Source organism: Campylobacter sp. GB48 (assembly GCF_049221845.1).
Lineage (GTDB): Bacteria > Campylobacterota > Campylobacteria > Campylobacterales > Campylobacteraceae > Campylobacter_D > Campylobacter_D lari_C.
The window spans coordinates 23,286-37,113 of record NZ_JBMJAR010000004.1 but is presented as its reverse complement, the minus strand read 5'-3'; the positions used below and the strand labels follow the sequence as shown (position 1 = coordinate 37,113).

14 protein-coding genes are annotated in these 13,828 nt (G+C 30.5%); all 14 read left to right on the top strand.

The window, feature by feature from the left end:
- Window positions 1-4 precede the first annotated feature (4 nt).
- The 14 genes from ACOTVC_RS03415 to dxs are packed head-to-tail and all read left to right on the top strand — an operon-like array spanning window position 5 to window position 13,820.
- Window positions 5-523 (top strand): chemotaxis protein CheW, encoded by a 519-nt coding sequence (locus ACOTVC_RS03415; protein ID WP_039619209.1) that lies wholly within the window; start codon window positions 5-7, stop codon window positions 521-523.
- The gene (gene serB, locus ACOTVC_RS03410) at window positions 523-1,149 is read left to right on the top strand and encodes a phosphoserine phosphatase SerB (protein WP_087685433.1); all 627 of its coding nucleotides are present in this window, start codon (window positions 523-525) and stop codon (window positions 1,147-1,149) included. The genes ACOTVC_RS03415 and serB overlap by 1 nt, the downstream gene beginning before the upstream one ends.
- A complete protein-coding gene (locus ACOTVC_RS03405; RefSeq protein WP_087685432.1) occupies window positions 1,146-2,117 on the top strand; it encodes a transaldolase in 972 nt (323 codons plus the stop codon). The genes serB and ACOTVC_RS03405 overlap by 4 nt, the downstream gene beginning before the upstream one ends.
- Before the next feature lie 46 nt (window positions 2,118-2,163).
- On the top strand, window positions 2,164-2,700 hold the full coding sequence (locus tag ACOTVC_RS03400) for a 50S ribosomal protein L25/general stress protein Ctc (RefSeq protein WP_214116076.1): 537 nt from the start codon (window positions 2,164-2,166) through the stop codon (window positions 2,698-2,700).
- Between the two features lies 1 nt (window position 2,701).
- Window positions 2,702-3,241, top strand: coding sequence for an aminoacyl-tRNA hydrolase (pth, locus tag ACOTVC_RS03395; RefSeq protein ID WP_039642283.1), 540 nt, complete (start codon window positions 2,702-2,704; stop codon window positions 3,239-3,241).
- A 3-nt stretch (window positions 3,242-3,244) separates the two neighbouring features.
- Window positions 3,245-4,306, top strand: a complete 1,062-nt coding sequence (locus ACOTVC_RS03390) for an LptF/LptG family permease (RefSeq protein WP_214116078.1) — start codon at window positions 3,245-3,247, stop codon at window positions 4,304-4,306.
- A gap of 17 nt (window positions 4,307-4,323) precedes the next feature.
- A complete protein-coding gene (lysA, locus tag ACOTVC_RS03385) occupies window positions 4,324-5,529 on the top strand; it encodes a diaminopimelate decarboxylase (protein WP_087685430.1) in 1,206 nt (401 codons plus the stop codon).
- A 1-nt stretch (window position 5,530) separates the two neighbouring features.
- The gene (locus ACOTVC_RS03380; RefSeq protein WP_214116079.1) at window positions 5,531-6,292 is read left to right on the top strand and encodes an HAD-IIA family hydrolase; all 762 of its coding nucleotides are present in this window, start codon (window positions 5,531-5,533) and stop codon (window positions 6,290-6,292) included.
- On the top strand, window positions 6,289-7,362 hold the full coding sequence (pheA, locus tag ACOTVC_RS03375) for a prephenate dehydratase (RefSeq protein ID WP_214116080.1): 1,074 nt from the start codon (window positions 6,289-6,291) through the stop codon (window positions 7,360-7,362). The genes ACOTVC_RS03380 and pheA overlap by 4 nt, the downstream gene beginning before the upstream one ends.
- A complete protein-coding gene (gene hisC / locus ACOTVC_RS03370; protein ID WP_214116081.1) occupies window positions 7,352-8,443 on the top strand; it encodes a histidinol-phosphate transaminase in 1,092 nt (363 codons plus the stop codon). Before pheA ends, hisC begins: the two co-directional genes overlap by 11 nt.
- Window positions 8,444-8,457: 14 nt before the next feature.
- The gene (gene fliF, locus ACOTVC_RS03365; RefSeq protein ID WP_214116082.1) at window positions 8,458-10,143 is read left to right on the top strand and encodes a flagellar basal-body MS-ring/collar protein FliF; all 1,686 of its coding nucleotides are present in this window, start codon (window positions 8,458-8,460) and stop codon (window positions 10,141-10,143) included.
- A complete protein-coding gene (fliG, locus tag ACOTVC_RS03360) occupies window positions 10,143-11,171 on the top strand; it encodes a flagellar motor switch protein FliG (RefSeq protein ID WP_039619192.1) in 1,029 nt (342 codons plus the stop codon). The genes fliF and fliG overlap by 1 nt, the downstream gene beginning before the upstream one ends.
- Window positions 11,172-11,175: 4 nt before the next feature.
- Window positions 11,176-11,994: a flagellar assembly protein FliH gene (gene fliH / locus ACOTVC_RS03355; RefSeq protein WP_421627711.1), complete on the top strand. Its 819-nt coding sequence runs from the start codon at window positions 11,176-11,178 to the stop codon at window positions 11,992-11,994.
- Complete coding sequence (dxs, locus tag ACOTVC_RS03350; protein ID WP_214115025.1) at window positions 11,991-13,820, top strand: 1-deoxy-D-xylulose-5-phosphate synthase; 1,830 nt, start codon at window positions 11,991-11,993, stop codon at window positions 13,818-13,820. Before fliH ends, dxs begins: the two co-directional genes overlap by 4 nt.
- The last annotated feature ends 8 nt before the right edge of the window (window positions 13,821-13,828 follow it).

Genomic DNA, 13,828 nt, shown 5'->3' with positions numbered 1-13,828 from the left:
GAAGATGAATGATAAATTAAGCCAGGTTTTGCAAAAACAACAAGCACAAATTGCAGAACCTGATGTAGATAAAGAAGAGGATATTATTCAGCTTGTTGGTTTTGTGGTAGGAGATGAGGAATATGCTATTCCTATTCTTAATATCCAAGAAATTATTAAACCTATAGAATATACTAGGGTTCCAAGTGTGCCTGATTATGTTTTAGGTGTGTTTAATATGAGGGGTAATGTTATGCCTTTGATTGATCTTGCAAAAAGATTTAATCAAGGTAGTTCTAAAATGACACCTCAAACAAGATATATTGTTTTAAAAGGTATGGCAAATGGCAATCAAACTCCTGCAGGTAATGCGGGTTTCGTGATAGATAGATTAACAGAGGCTATCAAAATTCACAGAAGCAGAATTGATCCACCACCTGAAACTTTACTAAAAGAAAAAGGTATGATTTTTGGTATAGGTAAAAGAGAAGAAAATATCTTGACTATATTAAAAGCTGAAGCTTTATTAAAGCGTGAGTTTTAATGATAAAGCTTTGTGCCTTTGACTTCGATTCTACGCTAATGGATGGAGAAACCATCGATATTTTAGCGCAAGAGTATAATGTTGGTGATGCTGTAAAAGCAATCACCAACAAAGCAATGAATGGTGAGCTTGATTTTTTTGAAAGCTTGAGTGCTAGAGTAGCCTTGCTTGAGGGAATGCCTATTGATCAAGTAAGAAAGTGCTGTGAAAATTTACCCTTGATGAATGGCGCTAAAGAATTATGCGAGTATTTAAAAAATAAAAACATAAAAATAATTGTTTTTAGTGGCGGGTTTCATGAAGGAATTGACTTAATACAAGATAAACTTCATTTTGATTTTGGTTTTGCTAACTTTTTGCATAGTAAAAATGGTATGTTAACAGGAAAAGTTTGCGGAGAAATTATGTTCAATAACTCAAAAGGTATTATACTACAAAGACTTAAGAAATTTTTAAATTTAAAAACAGAAGAAATTATGTGTGTGGGTGATGGAGCTAATGATATTTCTATGTTTAAAGAGTGTGGATTAAAAATAGCTTTTTGTGCCAAAGAAATTTTAAGATCCCATGCAGATATTTGTATAGATAAAAAAGATTTGAAAGAAATAATAAAGGTAATACAATGAAAAAATTTTCACTATGGTGTGATTTTATAGAAAATGAATTTTTAGAAAATGAATTTTTAGATTTAATATACTCAAGAACAATCAACGGTGCTACTTCAAATCCTGCTATTTTTAAAAATGCGATTTTAAACTCAGCTATTTATAAAGAAAAAATCAAAAAATCAAATCTTAAAGATAAAAAAGCTTTATATGAGTATCTTGCGGTAGAAGATATAGCTAAGGCCGCAGATAAATTAGCTATTAATTATTATGAAAATAATGATGGTTTTATTAGTATTGAAATTGACCCAAGATTAAAAGATAATACTAGCTCATCTTTGGCTGAGGCAAAAAGATTATACACGCAAATTTCAAAAGAAAATGTAATGATGAAAATTCCTGCCACAGAAGCTTCTTATGAAGTAATGCAAGAATTAATGAAAAATGGTATTAGTGTCAATGCGACTTTGATTTTTGATTTTGAGCAAGCTAAAAAATGCTTTGAAGCTTTAAATTTGGGTTTAAAAGAATTTAGAAAAAATAATACTGCAGCCAAAAAAGAACCTCAAGCAGTTATTAGTATTTTTGTAAGCCGTTTTGATAGATTATTAAATAATCAAGTTTTAGATAAAAATTATATAGGAATTCTCACTGCAACTAAGGCTTATAATTATATCATTAAACAAAATGAAGCAAATATTAGAGCTTTATTTGCAAGTACGGGTGTTAAAGGTAATGATTTAGAAAAAGATTATTATATTAAAGAATTACTCTATGATAAAGCTATTAATACTGCACCGCTAGATGCTATCAAAGCTTTTAAAGGTAAGCAAATCGTATTTAAAGAGCCTTTAAAAGATGAGTGTATAGAGAAAAAATTAAATGCAAATATTTCAAAAGATACTTTAAGCAAAGCTTGTAAAGATTTACTTGACGATGGTTTAGAGCAATTTTGCATAGCTTATGAAGATATTTTAAAATCTTTATAAACTTATTTAGCTATAATTAGCGTTTATTTTTTTAGAAAGGAAACAGATGTTAGAAGGTATCGTTAGAGAGAGTATCGGTAGAAAAGCTGCTAAAGCTTTAAAAAGAGATGGTTATCTAATCGCAAACATCTACGGAAAAGGATTAGAAAACATCAATGCTGCTTTTAAAGTAAATGAATTTATTAAAGAAGTACGCAAAAAAACTACTTTAGCTTTTGATGTAAAAGTAGCAGACAAAGTATTAAATGTTGTGGTAGTTGATTATCAAAAAGATCCTGTAACTGCAGAATTAAAACACGTAGATTTAAAAGTAGCACAAAAAGGTGTTGTTTCTAAATATATGGTTCCTATAAAAATCGTAGGAACGGCTATGGGTCTTAAAAATAAAGGTGTTTTAATCCAATCAAAAAGAAGATTGAAAGTAAAATGTGCAGCTGAAAACTTACCAAATTATTTTGAATTAGATGTAACTAAACTTGATGTTGGTGATGCACTTTTAATCCGCGATGTGGTTGTACCTGAGGGTGTAACTATGGTTGATGCTGATAGAGTAGCTGTAGTTGGCGTAGAAAAAGCAAGATAAAATGACCTTAGTCGTAGGACTTGGTAATATAGGAGAACAATACACCCAAACCCGTCATAATGTAGGGTTTATGCTAATTGACTTAATTTTGAAAGATTTGCAAACAACAAAACTTTCAAATGCTAAATTTAAAGGAGAGCTTTTTAAAAGCTCTTCTACTCTTTTTTTAAAACCTTCCACTTATATGAATTTATCCGGAGAAAGCGTAAAAGCTGTTAGTGAATACTATAAATGTGATAGAATTATTGTAATCCATGATGATATAGATTTAAATTTAGGTGCTTTGAAATTTAAAATAGGTGGATCAAGTGGTGGACATAATGGACTTAAAAGTATAGATAATCTTTGTGGTAATGCTTATGAGAGAGTACGTATAGGAGTAGGAAAAGGACAAGATGTAATTTCTCATGTTTTGGGGAAATTTAAACAAGAAGAGCAAGAAAGTTTAACTAAGGTTTTAGAACGTAGTAAAAAAGCCTTACTTGAGCTTTTAAATTCTGATATAGAAAAAATCGCTTCAAAATATTCTTTAAAAAGTTAAACGATGAGTATATTTTTTCGCTATATTTCATCTTTGTATTTAAAATCATTTTTTATTTTATTTTTTTCTTTGACTTTTTTCTTTGTAGCGATTGATTTTTTGCTCAATTTCAATAGACTACCAAAAAGTGCAAATTTAGAGCTTTTGTATATATTTTTCTTAACATGCTCAGCAGCTTCTTATATACTACCTTTAGCTATAGTCCTTGCTTTGGTTTTATGTATTTTTAATATGATACGCTCGAATGAATTTGTTAGCTTATATGCTTTGGGTTTAAGTAAAAATCAAGTGATTTTTTATCCTTTTTTATGGGCTATGTTTTTTTGTTGTGTTTATGTAGGACTTAATTTTAGCTCCTTTGCTTATGCAGATGAATATAAAAGTAATATTCTTAAGCGTGGCGTTGTAGATAGAGAGGGTGGGGAAGTTTTGATTAAATATAATGATAAATTTATTTATATACAAAAAACAAGTTCTCAAACCCTATATAATGTAAAAATCTTTGATGTAAAAAATTTAGACATTCAAAGCATAATCCACGCAAAAACTGCTAAATTTAATGGAGATTCTTGGGATTTAAATGATGCTAAAGCTACTAATGTACCACAAAATTTGATTGTTTCAAAAGAGGGTTTAAGTATAGAAGAATTTAAAAATATTAAAGGTTTAGAAGACTTTTCTCCAAAAATTTTAGAAAGAATTTCTTTAGTAGAGAGTAATCCTTCTTATTCTATTTTAGACGCACTAGAAAGTATGGTGATTTTTGCAAAACAAAATATTTCTACTAATACACTTAGAACAAGTTTATATTCTTTAATTCTTACACCATTTTTTGCCCCATTTTTGATGCTTATTGTGTATTATTATTTTCCTTTAATTGCAAGATTTTTTAATCTCGCACTTTTAGCTTTTGTGTTTTTTGTGTGCATACTTTTAGTTTGGGGTTTATTGTTTTTATTAACAAGATTGAGTGAAAATGAAATTTTACTTCCAGAGCTTGGTATAATGCTACCAGTATTTATTTTAATGAGTATAGGAAGTTTTTATTATTTTAAACACAAATAACTACAAGTGAGGTTTTTATGGATTATTTAAAACTAGCAAAAGAATATAACACACCATTTTATATTTATGATTTTGATAAAATCAAAGAACGTTTTACAATGTTAAAAGATGCATTCAAAGCAAGAAAATCACAAATTTTTTATGCAGTTAAAGCAAATTCTAATTTAAGTGTTTTAAAACTTTTAGCTTCTTTAGATAGTGGGTTTGATTGTGTTAGTGCAGGCGAGATTTATAGAGCTTTAAAAGCAGGAGCTAAAAATTATAAAATTATTTTTAGCGGGGTAGGTAAAAGTGCTGATGAGTTAAAATATGCTTTAGAGCAAAACATACTTTATGTAAATTTAGAAAGCTACGAAGAAATGCTTCTTTTAGAACAAATTGCTAAAGAAAATCAAAAAATAGCTCGTATAAGCATAAGAGTAAATCCAAATGTAGATGCTAAAACACATCCTTATATTTCTACAGGTTTGCATGAAAATAAATTTGGTGTAGATATAGAAAGTGCTAAAAAAATGTATCTTTATGCTAAAAACTCACAATTTTTAGAGCCAGTTGGTGTGCATTTTCACATAGGCTCTCAAATTCTTGATATAAGCAGTATTCATGAAGCTTCAGTGATTGTTGCAAAATTAGTAAAAGAACTTTTAGCTTTAAAAATTAATATTAAATTCTTTGATATAGGCGGGGGTTTAGGAGTTTGTTATAAAGATGAACAAGAACCAAATTTATATGATTATGCTCAAGGAATTTTAGCAAGTTTGCAAGGTCTTGATGTGTGTATAGGTATGGAACCTGGTAGGTTTTTGGTAGCAAATGCAGGCGAGTTTGTTGCTAAAGTTTTGTATGAAAAATTTAATGATAAAAAGCGTTTTGTGATTGTTGATGGAGCGATGAATGATTTATTGCGTCCAAGTTTATATAGTGCTTATCATGAAATCAAGCTTTTGAGTGAAAATAAAGAAGAAAGCCTTTGTGATATTGTTGGCGGGGTTTGTGAGAGTGGAGATTTTTTAGCTAAAGATAGAAAATTAGCTAAAACAAAAGCAGGAGATTTAATCATAGTTAAAAGCGCAGGTGCGTATGGTTTTAGCATGAGTAGTAATTATAATACTCGTAATAGAGTATGTGAGCTAGCTTGTGAAAACGGCACAGTAAAAATGATTAGAAAAAGAGAAAGTTATGAGGATCAAATTGCTTTAGAACTTGATTTTTTAAAGGATTGAAATGTTATTTTTAGATGTTCAAGGGACTTTGATTTCAGATTATGATAAAAGTCCTATAAATGGTGCTTTAGAACTCATTCAATCTTTAAATAAAGAAAAAATTCCTTATGTGATTATTACTAATAATACCAAAAAATTAGACTTTTTAAATTATTTGCAAAATTTGGGTTTTGAAATTAATGAAAAAGTTTATATTGATCCTTTTTGTGTTTTAAAAGATCATTTAAAGCCTTGTAAAATAGCAGCTTTTGGAGCAAAAGAATTTTTAGATTCACTTCAAGAGTTAGGCTATGAGCTTGATTATAAAAACCCAAAAGCATTTTTAGTAGCAAGTTATGATGATTTTAAATTTCAAGATTTTGCTAGTATGATAGAGTATCTTAAAAATGGTGTGCAAGCTATAGCAATGCATGAAAGTAGTATTTATAAGAAAAACTCAAGGCTTTATCCAGGTGTTGGAAGTATCATGTCTATGCTTAAAAATGCATGCGAGTTTGATTATAAAGTGATAGGAAAACCTAGTAAGGCTTTTTATGAAAGTGCTTTAAATTTATTAAAACAGCAAGATTATAATGCAAGCTTTGAAAAGACTTTAATCATCAGTGATGATTTTAAAGGTGATTTGCTTGGTGCTTATGAGCTTGGCATGCAAACAGCCTTAGTTTTAAGCGGTAAAATTTCTAACACTCAAGGTCTTGATACAACTAAACTTAATTTTGTATATGATAGTATTAAGGATTACTACATATCGAGGTTTAAATGAAAGAGATAGAAAAATTACGTAATAAAATCGATACTATCGATGATAAAATTTTGGCTTTACTTAATGAAAGAATGCTTCATGTTAAAGATATAGGAGTTATTAAGCAAAATTTAGGTGGGAGTATTTATAGACCTGAGCGTGAAAGAGCTATTATAAATAGACTTAAAAATTATAATCATGGTTTATTAGATCAAAATGCAATAGAAGCAATTTATCAAGAAATTTTTGCTGTATCAAGAAATTTAGAAATGCCTCAAAGCATAGCTTATTTAGGACCTGAGGGAAGCTATACACATCAAGTAGCAAGAACGCGTTTTGGTGCTATGAGTCGTTATATTCCGCTTGCAAATATAGAAGATGTTTTTAAAGAATTAGCTCACAAAGAAGCAAAATATGGAGTAGTACCTATAGAAAATAATACAGCAGGTGCAGTGGGTGTGACGCTTGATTGTCTTGGAAAATATGAAGATGTAAAAATTTTTGCTGAAATTTATATGGATATTCATCATTCTTTTGTAAGTATGAGTGAAAATTTAAAAGATATTAAACGCATATATTCTCATCCACAAGGCTATAATCAATGTAGAAATTTTTTAGAAAGTCATGATTTAAGTGAAGTAGAATTTGTAGCAAGTAAATCCACAGCTCATGCAGCTTACTTAGCTTCGCAAGATGTTACTTCAGCTGCGATTTGCTCTAAGATTGCAGCAAAACTTTATAATGTACCTATATTATTTGAAACGATTGAGGATAATTTGGCAAATCGTACTAGGTTTTTGATTTTAAGTGATATAAAAATACCTCAAATGCCTCATTGTAAAACTTCTATCTTAGCACTTGCTGCACACAAACCAGGTGGGCTTAGCGATTTATTGTATGAGTTTAAAAAAGAAGGGATAAATTTAACAAAACTTGAATCACGCCCTATAAAAACAAGAGAATTTGTGCATAGTTTTTATATAGATTTTGAAGGACATATTGATGATGAAAATGTCCAAAGAGTATTAAAAAAAGCCGAGCATATAAAATGGCTTGGATCATATTTATCAGGAGAAAGCAATGAAATTTAATCCTTTTTTAGAAGCTATTAAAACTTATGAAAGTGGTAAGGATATAGATTTAATTGCTAAAGAATATGGTTTAAAAGAAGTTATTAAATTAGCGAGTAATGAAAATCCTTATGGTACAAGTAAAAAAGCTAAAGAAGCCATCATAAATAATGCACATTTAGCTCATTTGTATCCTGATGATACTATGAGTGAATTAAAACAAGCTTTAGCACAAAAATATGATATTTTAAAAGAAAATCTCATCATAGGTAGTGGGAGTGATCAAATCATAGAATATATAGTACACGCAAAACTTGATCATTCTAAGGCTTATTTGCAATGTGGGGTTAGCTTTGCTATGTATGAAATTTATGCAAAACAATTAGGAGTTAAGGTTTATAAAACCCCAAGTTTAACCCATGATTTAAATGAGTTGCATGAGTTATATCAAAAGCATAAAAATGAAATCAAAGTAATCTTTTTATGCTTGCCCAATAATCCTTTAGGTGAGTGTTTGGATGCAAGTGCGGTTTTTGAGTTTTTAGAAAAAATTGATGAAGATTGTTTGGTGGCCATTGATGGAGCTTATAATGAATTTGCTTCATTTAAAGATAGCAAAAAGCATATTAATCCTAAAGAATTAATCCATAAATTTCAAAATGCAGTATATCTAGGAACCTTTTCTAAGCTTTATGGTTTGGGTGGTATGAGAGTGGGTTATGGTATAGCTTGCAAGGAAATTATCAATGCATTTTATAAATTAAGAGCACCTTTTAATGTGACTAATTTGAGTTTAAAAGCTGCTGTTGCTGCGTTAGATGATGATGAGTTTGTGCAAAAAACTTTGGAAAATAATTTTTCACAAATGAAACTTTATGAAGATTTTGCTAAAAATTATAAAATTCAATACATCCCAAGCTATACAAATTTTATTACTTATTTTTTTGATGAAAAAAATAGCACAGATTTATCTGAAAAACTGCTTAAAAACGGTATAATAATAAGAAATTTACAAAGTTATGGTTTAAATGCTGTGCGTATAAGTATAGGTACAGAGTATGAAAATTCAAGGTTTTTTGAAGAGTTTTCTAAAAATTTTTAGTTTGTAGGAAATAAATGGATTATAAAACTATACTGCACCAAGTAGGTCAGCTTTATCAAAATTTAAGTTTAAGACAGCGTATTATCATTGCTGCTTCTATTGTTGTTGTAGTTGGATTTTTAGTATTTTTAACCCTTTTTAGAAGTGGTTCTACAGTAGCTAGCGAGGCTGGATATTCAGTATTATTTGAAAATGCTAATACTAGTGACTCAGCGATGATAGTAACGCAGCTTGAAAAAAGTGGAGTTCCTTATATTTTGCGTAATGAGGGAACTATTTTAGTACCTAATGAACAAGTATATAAACAGCGTTTAGCTATCGCTTCTGCAGGGTTATTGCCAAAAGATAATAAAGTAGGTTTTGAGCTTTTTGATAAACAAGAATTTGGAGCTACAGAAGCTGAACAAAAGGTAAAATATCAAAGAGCATTAGAAGGTGAGCTTGCTAGAACGATTGAAAGTTTAGAGCCTATCCATAGTGCTACGGTGCATATTGCTTTTGCTAAAGATACACTTTTCACTCAACAACAAGTCCCACCAACTGCTTCAGTAGCTTTGACGATAAAAGATGGTTTAAAGCTTAATAAAAAGCAAATTATGGGGATTAAAAACTTAATTGCTTCTTCAGTAACAAAACTTACCCCTGAAAATGTAAAAATCATGGATCAAAAAGGTATTCCTTTAGATGATGAGGGTGCTTTTGAGAGTGATTTAATCGCTGCTCAAATTAAATATAAAAGAGATCAAGAATACGAATTAGAGCAAAAAATTGTTGCTTCCATTGCTCCATTTGCAGGTGGTTATGATAGGGTAGTAGCAAAGGTTAGTATTGATTATGATTTTTCTAAAGAAGAATCACAAAGTGAAGTATATGATCCAAACACAGTTGTGCGCAGTGAGCAAACCTTAGAAGAGCATAGAGAAGGCTACAAAGATAAAGAAATTCAAGGTGTACCAGGCGCTGTTTCAAACATCGGTCCTGTAGAAGGTTTAGATGATAAAGGTGCGCGCGAGGTTTATACTAAAAACCAAACCACTACTAATAATGAAATTTCTAAAAAAATCACCAATACCACTAAGCAATTTGCAACCGTTAAAAGAATTTCTGCAGCCGTTGTAGTAGATGGAAAATACAAAGTAATTACTGATGATCAAGGAAATATCACAAACGAATACATTCCTTTGAGCGATAAAGAAATTCAAGCTATCGAAAATCTTACTAAAGGCGCTATAGGTTTTAATCTTGCCAGAGGTGATGCGGTTGAAGTAAATAATTTGGAATTTCATAGAACAGTTAAAGTTGAAAATAAGGTTCAAACTTTCTATTCAAGATTTATTGAACCATTTATTCCACCTGTTAAGTATGTCTTTGCTGCGATTTTACTTTTCATCTTTTATAAAAAGGTTATTGTACCATTTTCACAAAAAATGCTTGCAGATATCAAGCTTGAAGAAGAAATGGAAGGTAAAGATGGACAAGTTATTGATGATGCTGAAGATGCTATTGAAAAATTCAATGCTGCGCGTAAGAAAGTTGAAGAACAACTTGGCTTTGGAGATAATTTTGATGAAGATGCGCTTCAATATGATGTTTTACTTGAAAAATTAAGAGCAGTGGCTAATGAAAAAGGTGAAGAAGTGGCATTATTGTTACAAAAACTTGTCGAAAATGAAGCTGAATTTGGTGAGAAGGATATCTGATGATAAAGCTTAGTGAAGAACAAAAAATGGTCTATGATGACCTTTCTATGCCAGAAAAGGTCGCAATTTTTTTAATTCAACTTGGAGAAGATGTAACAACAGTTTTATTTTCTCATATGGATATTAATGTCATCACTGAAATTTCTCGCTATATTGCTTTAGCAAAAAATGTTGACAAACCAGTTGCTACTGCAGTGCTTGAGGAATTTTATACTTTATTACAATCAAACCAGTATCTAAAAAGTGGTGGTTTGGAATATGCAAAAGAAATTTTATTTAGAACTTTTGGTCCTGAAATTGCCAATAAAATTTTGGAAAAACTTACCAAAAGTATGGAAAATAACCAAAATTTTGCTTATCTTTCTCAAATTAAACCACAACAACTTGCAGACTTTATCATTAAAGAACACCCTCAAACCATAGCTTTAATTTTAGCTCATATGGATACTACTCAAGCGGCTGAAACTTTGGAATATTTTAGTGATGAATTAAGAGCTGAGGTTGTAATAAGAATGGCAAATCTTGGAGATATTTCACCTTCAATCATCAAAAGAGTATCTGCAGTGCTTGAAAGCAAACTTGAAAGTCTTACTTCTTATAAGGTTGAAGTGGGTGGTCCAAGAGCGGTTGCTGAAGTGCTTAATCGCTTGGGTCAAAAAGCTTCTAAAACAACGCTTTCTTATATTGAGCAAAGTGATGAAAAACTTGCTACAACCATTAAAGATTTAATGTTTACCTTTGATGATATTTCTCAACTTAGTACTAATGCGATTAGAGAAGTTTTAAAAGCTGCTGATAAGCGTGATTTGATGATAGGTTTAAAAGGTGCAAGCGAGGATTTAAAACAAAAATTCATGTCCAATATGTCTACGCGTGCTGCTGAAGCCTTTGTAGAAGAAATGGGATTTTTGGGTGCTGTGCGTGTAAAAGATGTTGAAGAGGCTCAAAGAAAAGTTGTAGAAGTGGTGCAAAAACTTGCAGAACAAGGTCTTATCCAAGTGGGTGAGGCTGATGAGATGATAGAGTAAGATTATGGCTAAATTAACCAATGTAATTTCACCTGAAAACATTTCTGCTCATGTAGTTGAGGGTTATCATTTTAAAGTTATGAGCGAAATGTCTTCTAATGAGGAACAAAAACAAGAAGAAATTCAAACTATAAATCAAGTCTCTCCTGTCCAAAATACAACTCAACAAGCAGTAGAAAATCAAGTAGTAGAAGCTATCCCACAAGCCCCTCAACCTCAAGTCCAACCTGATTTTGTGGAAGATTTACTTAAAAAAACTGATGAAATGTCAGGAAATATTATTAAGTTACAAATGCAAATAGAAAGTCAAGAAGCTGAATTTAACAATCGCTTAAATACAGAATTAGAACATGCAAAAGAAAAATTTACCAAAGAAGGTTATGAGCAAGCTCAAAAAAATTTTGAAAGTGAATTAGAAGCTTTAAAAGAAAAATACTTAAAAAGTGTAGAAAAGCTTGAAAATACAGTACAAAATTTAAATGAGTTTTTATCTAAAAATGAAAAAGAATTAGCCGATACTGCTGTAATTATCGCAAAAGAAGTGATTGTAAAAGAACTTGAGGAAAATTCTTCACTTATAGCTTTAAATTTGGCAAAAGAACTTATGAGTGAGCTTAAAAATGCTACTAAAATAGAATTAAAACTTAGTCCTGAAGATTTTGAATATGTAAAATCACATTTAGAACAAGAGCAAAGTAATATCAAATTTAGCCTTGATGATGCGATTAATAAAGGGAGTATTTTAATATTAAGTGATGCAGGCAATATAGAGTCAAACCTTAATAATCGTTTGCAAAAAATCAAAAATATGGTTAATGAATGATAGATTTAAATAACTTAAATATTAAAAATATACAAATTAAAGAGTTAGAAAATTTAGCTAATAATTTGCGTGAGGTTATTATAGATACAGTAAGTAAAAATGGTGGACATTTAAGCTCTAATTTAGGAGTTGTAGAACTTAGCATAGGAATGCATTATGTTTTTGATGTAAAAAAAGATCCTTTTATTTTCGATGTTTCACATCAATCTTATCCGCATAAGCTCTTAAGTGGTAAAAAAAATAATTTTCACACTCTAAGACAATTTAATGGCTTAAGTGGATATACTAAGCCTGATGAGGGGGATTATTTTGTAGCAGGACATTCAAGTACTTCTATATCTTTAGCGGTTGGAGCTTGTAAAGCTATAAGATTAAAAAAAGAAGATCGTTTACCTGTTGTGTTAATAGGCGATGGAGCGCTAAGTGCAGGTATGGCATATGAAGCCTTAAATGAGCTTGGCGATAGAGAATATCCTTGTGTGATCATTTTAAATGATAATGAAATGAGTATTTCAAGGCCAATTGGGGCTATTTCAAAATACCTTTCTCAAGCAATGGCAACGCAGTTTTATCAAAAATTTAAAAAACGCATAGAAAATCTTTTAGAATACTTTCCTCAAGGTGCTTCTTATATGGCAAAGCGTTTTGAAGAGGGTTTAAGACTTATTACACCTGGACTTTTGTTTGAAGAACTAGGGCTTGAATATATTGGACCTATTGATGGACATAATTTAAATGAAGTTATTAATGCATTAAATCAAGCAAAAGCTATGAATAAACCTTGCGTTGTACATGCGCAAACTATCAAAGGTAAAGGTTATGCATTAGCTGAGGGAAAAAATGCTAAATGGCATGGGGTAGGTGCTTTTGATAGAAGTAGCGGGGAGAGTTTAAAAGCAAATGTAAGCAAAAAAAGTGCCACAGAAATTTTTTCAAATACACTTTTAAATTTAGCTCAAAAATATGAAAATATAGTGGGAGTAACTGCTGCTATGCCAAGTGGAACTGGACTTGATAAATTAATGGAAAAATACCCTGAGCGCTTTTGGGATGTTGCAATTGCAGAACAACATGCAGTTACTTCTATGGCAGCTATGGCCAAAGAAGGTTTTAAACCTTTTATAGCAATTTATAGTACTTTTATGCAAAGGGCATATGATCAAGTAATTCATGATTGTGCTATTATGAATTTAAATGTAGTTATAGCTATGGATAGAGCAGGAATTGTAGGAGAAGATGGAGAGACACATCAGGGTGTTTTTGATGTTAGTTTTTTAAGTGCTATTCCAAACGTTACTCTAGCGGCTCCAAGAGATGAGGCCATGATGGAAAAAATCATGGAATATGCTTATTTTCATCAAGGTGTTTTTGCTTTTCGTTATCCTAGGGGTAATTTTTTATTAGATGATGATTTTAAACCATGTGAGATAAAACTTGCAAAAGCTCAAATTTTATCTAAAACACAAAGCGATAAAGTGTTTTTAGGTTTTGGTCAAGGTGTAGCTAAGGCAAAATTAGTTTTAGATAAACTTGGTTTAGATTATGCGAGCTTAATAGATTTGATTTTTGTAAAACCTTTAGATGAAGAGCTTTTAAAAGAATTAGCAAAAGATACAAAAACTTGGTTTATTTTTTCAGATAGTGCTAAGATAGGCGGAGTGGGAAGTTTAATTGCAAATTTTTTACAAAAAGAAAAACTTTGTCATATAAAACTAGTAAGTTTTGAATTTGAAGATCAATTCATAACTCACGGTAAAACAAATGAAGTGGAGAAATTTTTAGAGCTTGATATTGATTCTTTATGTAAAAAAATTAAAAGTTATTAAAGGATAAA

What these genes read in the sequence shown, in the direction of transcription:
- ACOTVC_RS03415 (WP_039619209.1), top strand. Translation starts at nt 5, where the DNA reads ATGAATGATAAATTAAGCCAGGTTTTGCAAAAACAACAAGCACAAATT.
- serB (WP_087685433.1), top strand. Translation starts at nt 523, where the DNA reads ATGATAAAGCTTTGTGCCTTTGACTTCGATTCTACGCTAATGGATGGA.
- ACOTVC_RS03405 (WP_087685432.1), top strand. Translation starts at nt 1,146, where the DNA reads ATGAAAAAATTTTCACTATGGTGTGATTTTATAGAAAATGAATTTTTA.
- ACOTVC_RS03400 (WP_214116076.1), top strand. Translation starts at nt 2,164, where the DNA reads ATGTTAGAAGGTATCGTTAGAGAGAGTATCGGTAGAAAAGCTGCTAAA.
- pth (WP_039642283.1), top strand. Translation starts at nt 2,702, where the DNA reads ATGACCTTAGTCGTAGGACTTGGTAATATAGGAGAACAATACACCCAA.
- ACOTVC_RS03390 (WP_214116078.1), top strand. Translation starts at nt 3,245, where the DNA reads ATGAGTATATTTTTTCGCTATATTTCATCTTTGTATTTAAAATCATTT.
- lysA (WP_087685430.1), top strand. Translation starts at nt 4,324, where the DNA reads ATGGATTATTTAAAACTAGCAAAAGAATATAACACACCATTTTATATT.
- ACOTVC_RS03380 (WP_214116079.1), top strand. Translation starts at nt 5,531, where the DNA reads ATGTTATTTTTAGATGTTCAAGGGACTTTGATTTCAGATTATGATAAA.
- pheA (WP_214116080.1), top strand. Translation starts at nt 6,289, where the DNA reads ATGAAAGAGATAGAAAAATTACGTAATAAAATCGATACTATCGATGAT.
- hisC (WP_214116081.1), top strand. Translation starts at nt 7,352, where the DNA reads ATGAAATTTAATCCTTTTTTAGAAGCTATTAAAACTTATGAAAGTGGT.
- fliF (WP_214116082.1), top strand. Translation starts at nt 8,458, where the DNA reads ATGGATTATAAAACTATACTGCACCAAGTAGGTCAGCTTTATCAAAAT.
- fliG (WP_039619192.1), top strand. Translation starts at nt 10,143, where the DNA reads ATGATAAAGCTTAGTGAAGAACAAAAAATGGTCTATGATGACCTTTCT.
- fliH (WP_421627711.1), top strand. Translation starts at nt 11,176, where the DNA reads ATGGCTAAATTAACCAATGTAATTTCACCTGAAAACATTTCTGCTCAT.
- dxs (WP_214115025.1), top strand. Translation starts at nt 11,991, where the DNA reads ATGATAGATTTAAATAACTTAAATATTAAAAATATACAAATTAAAGAG.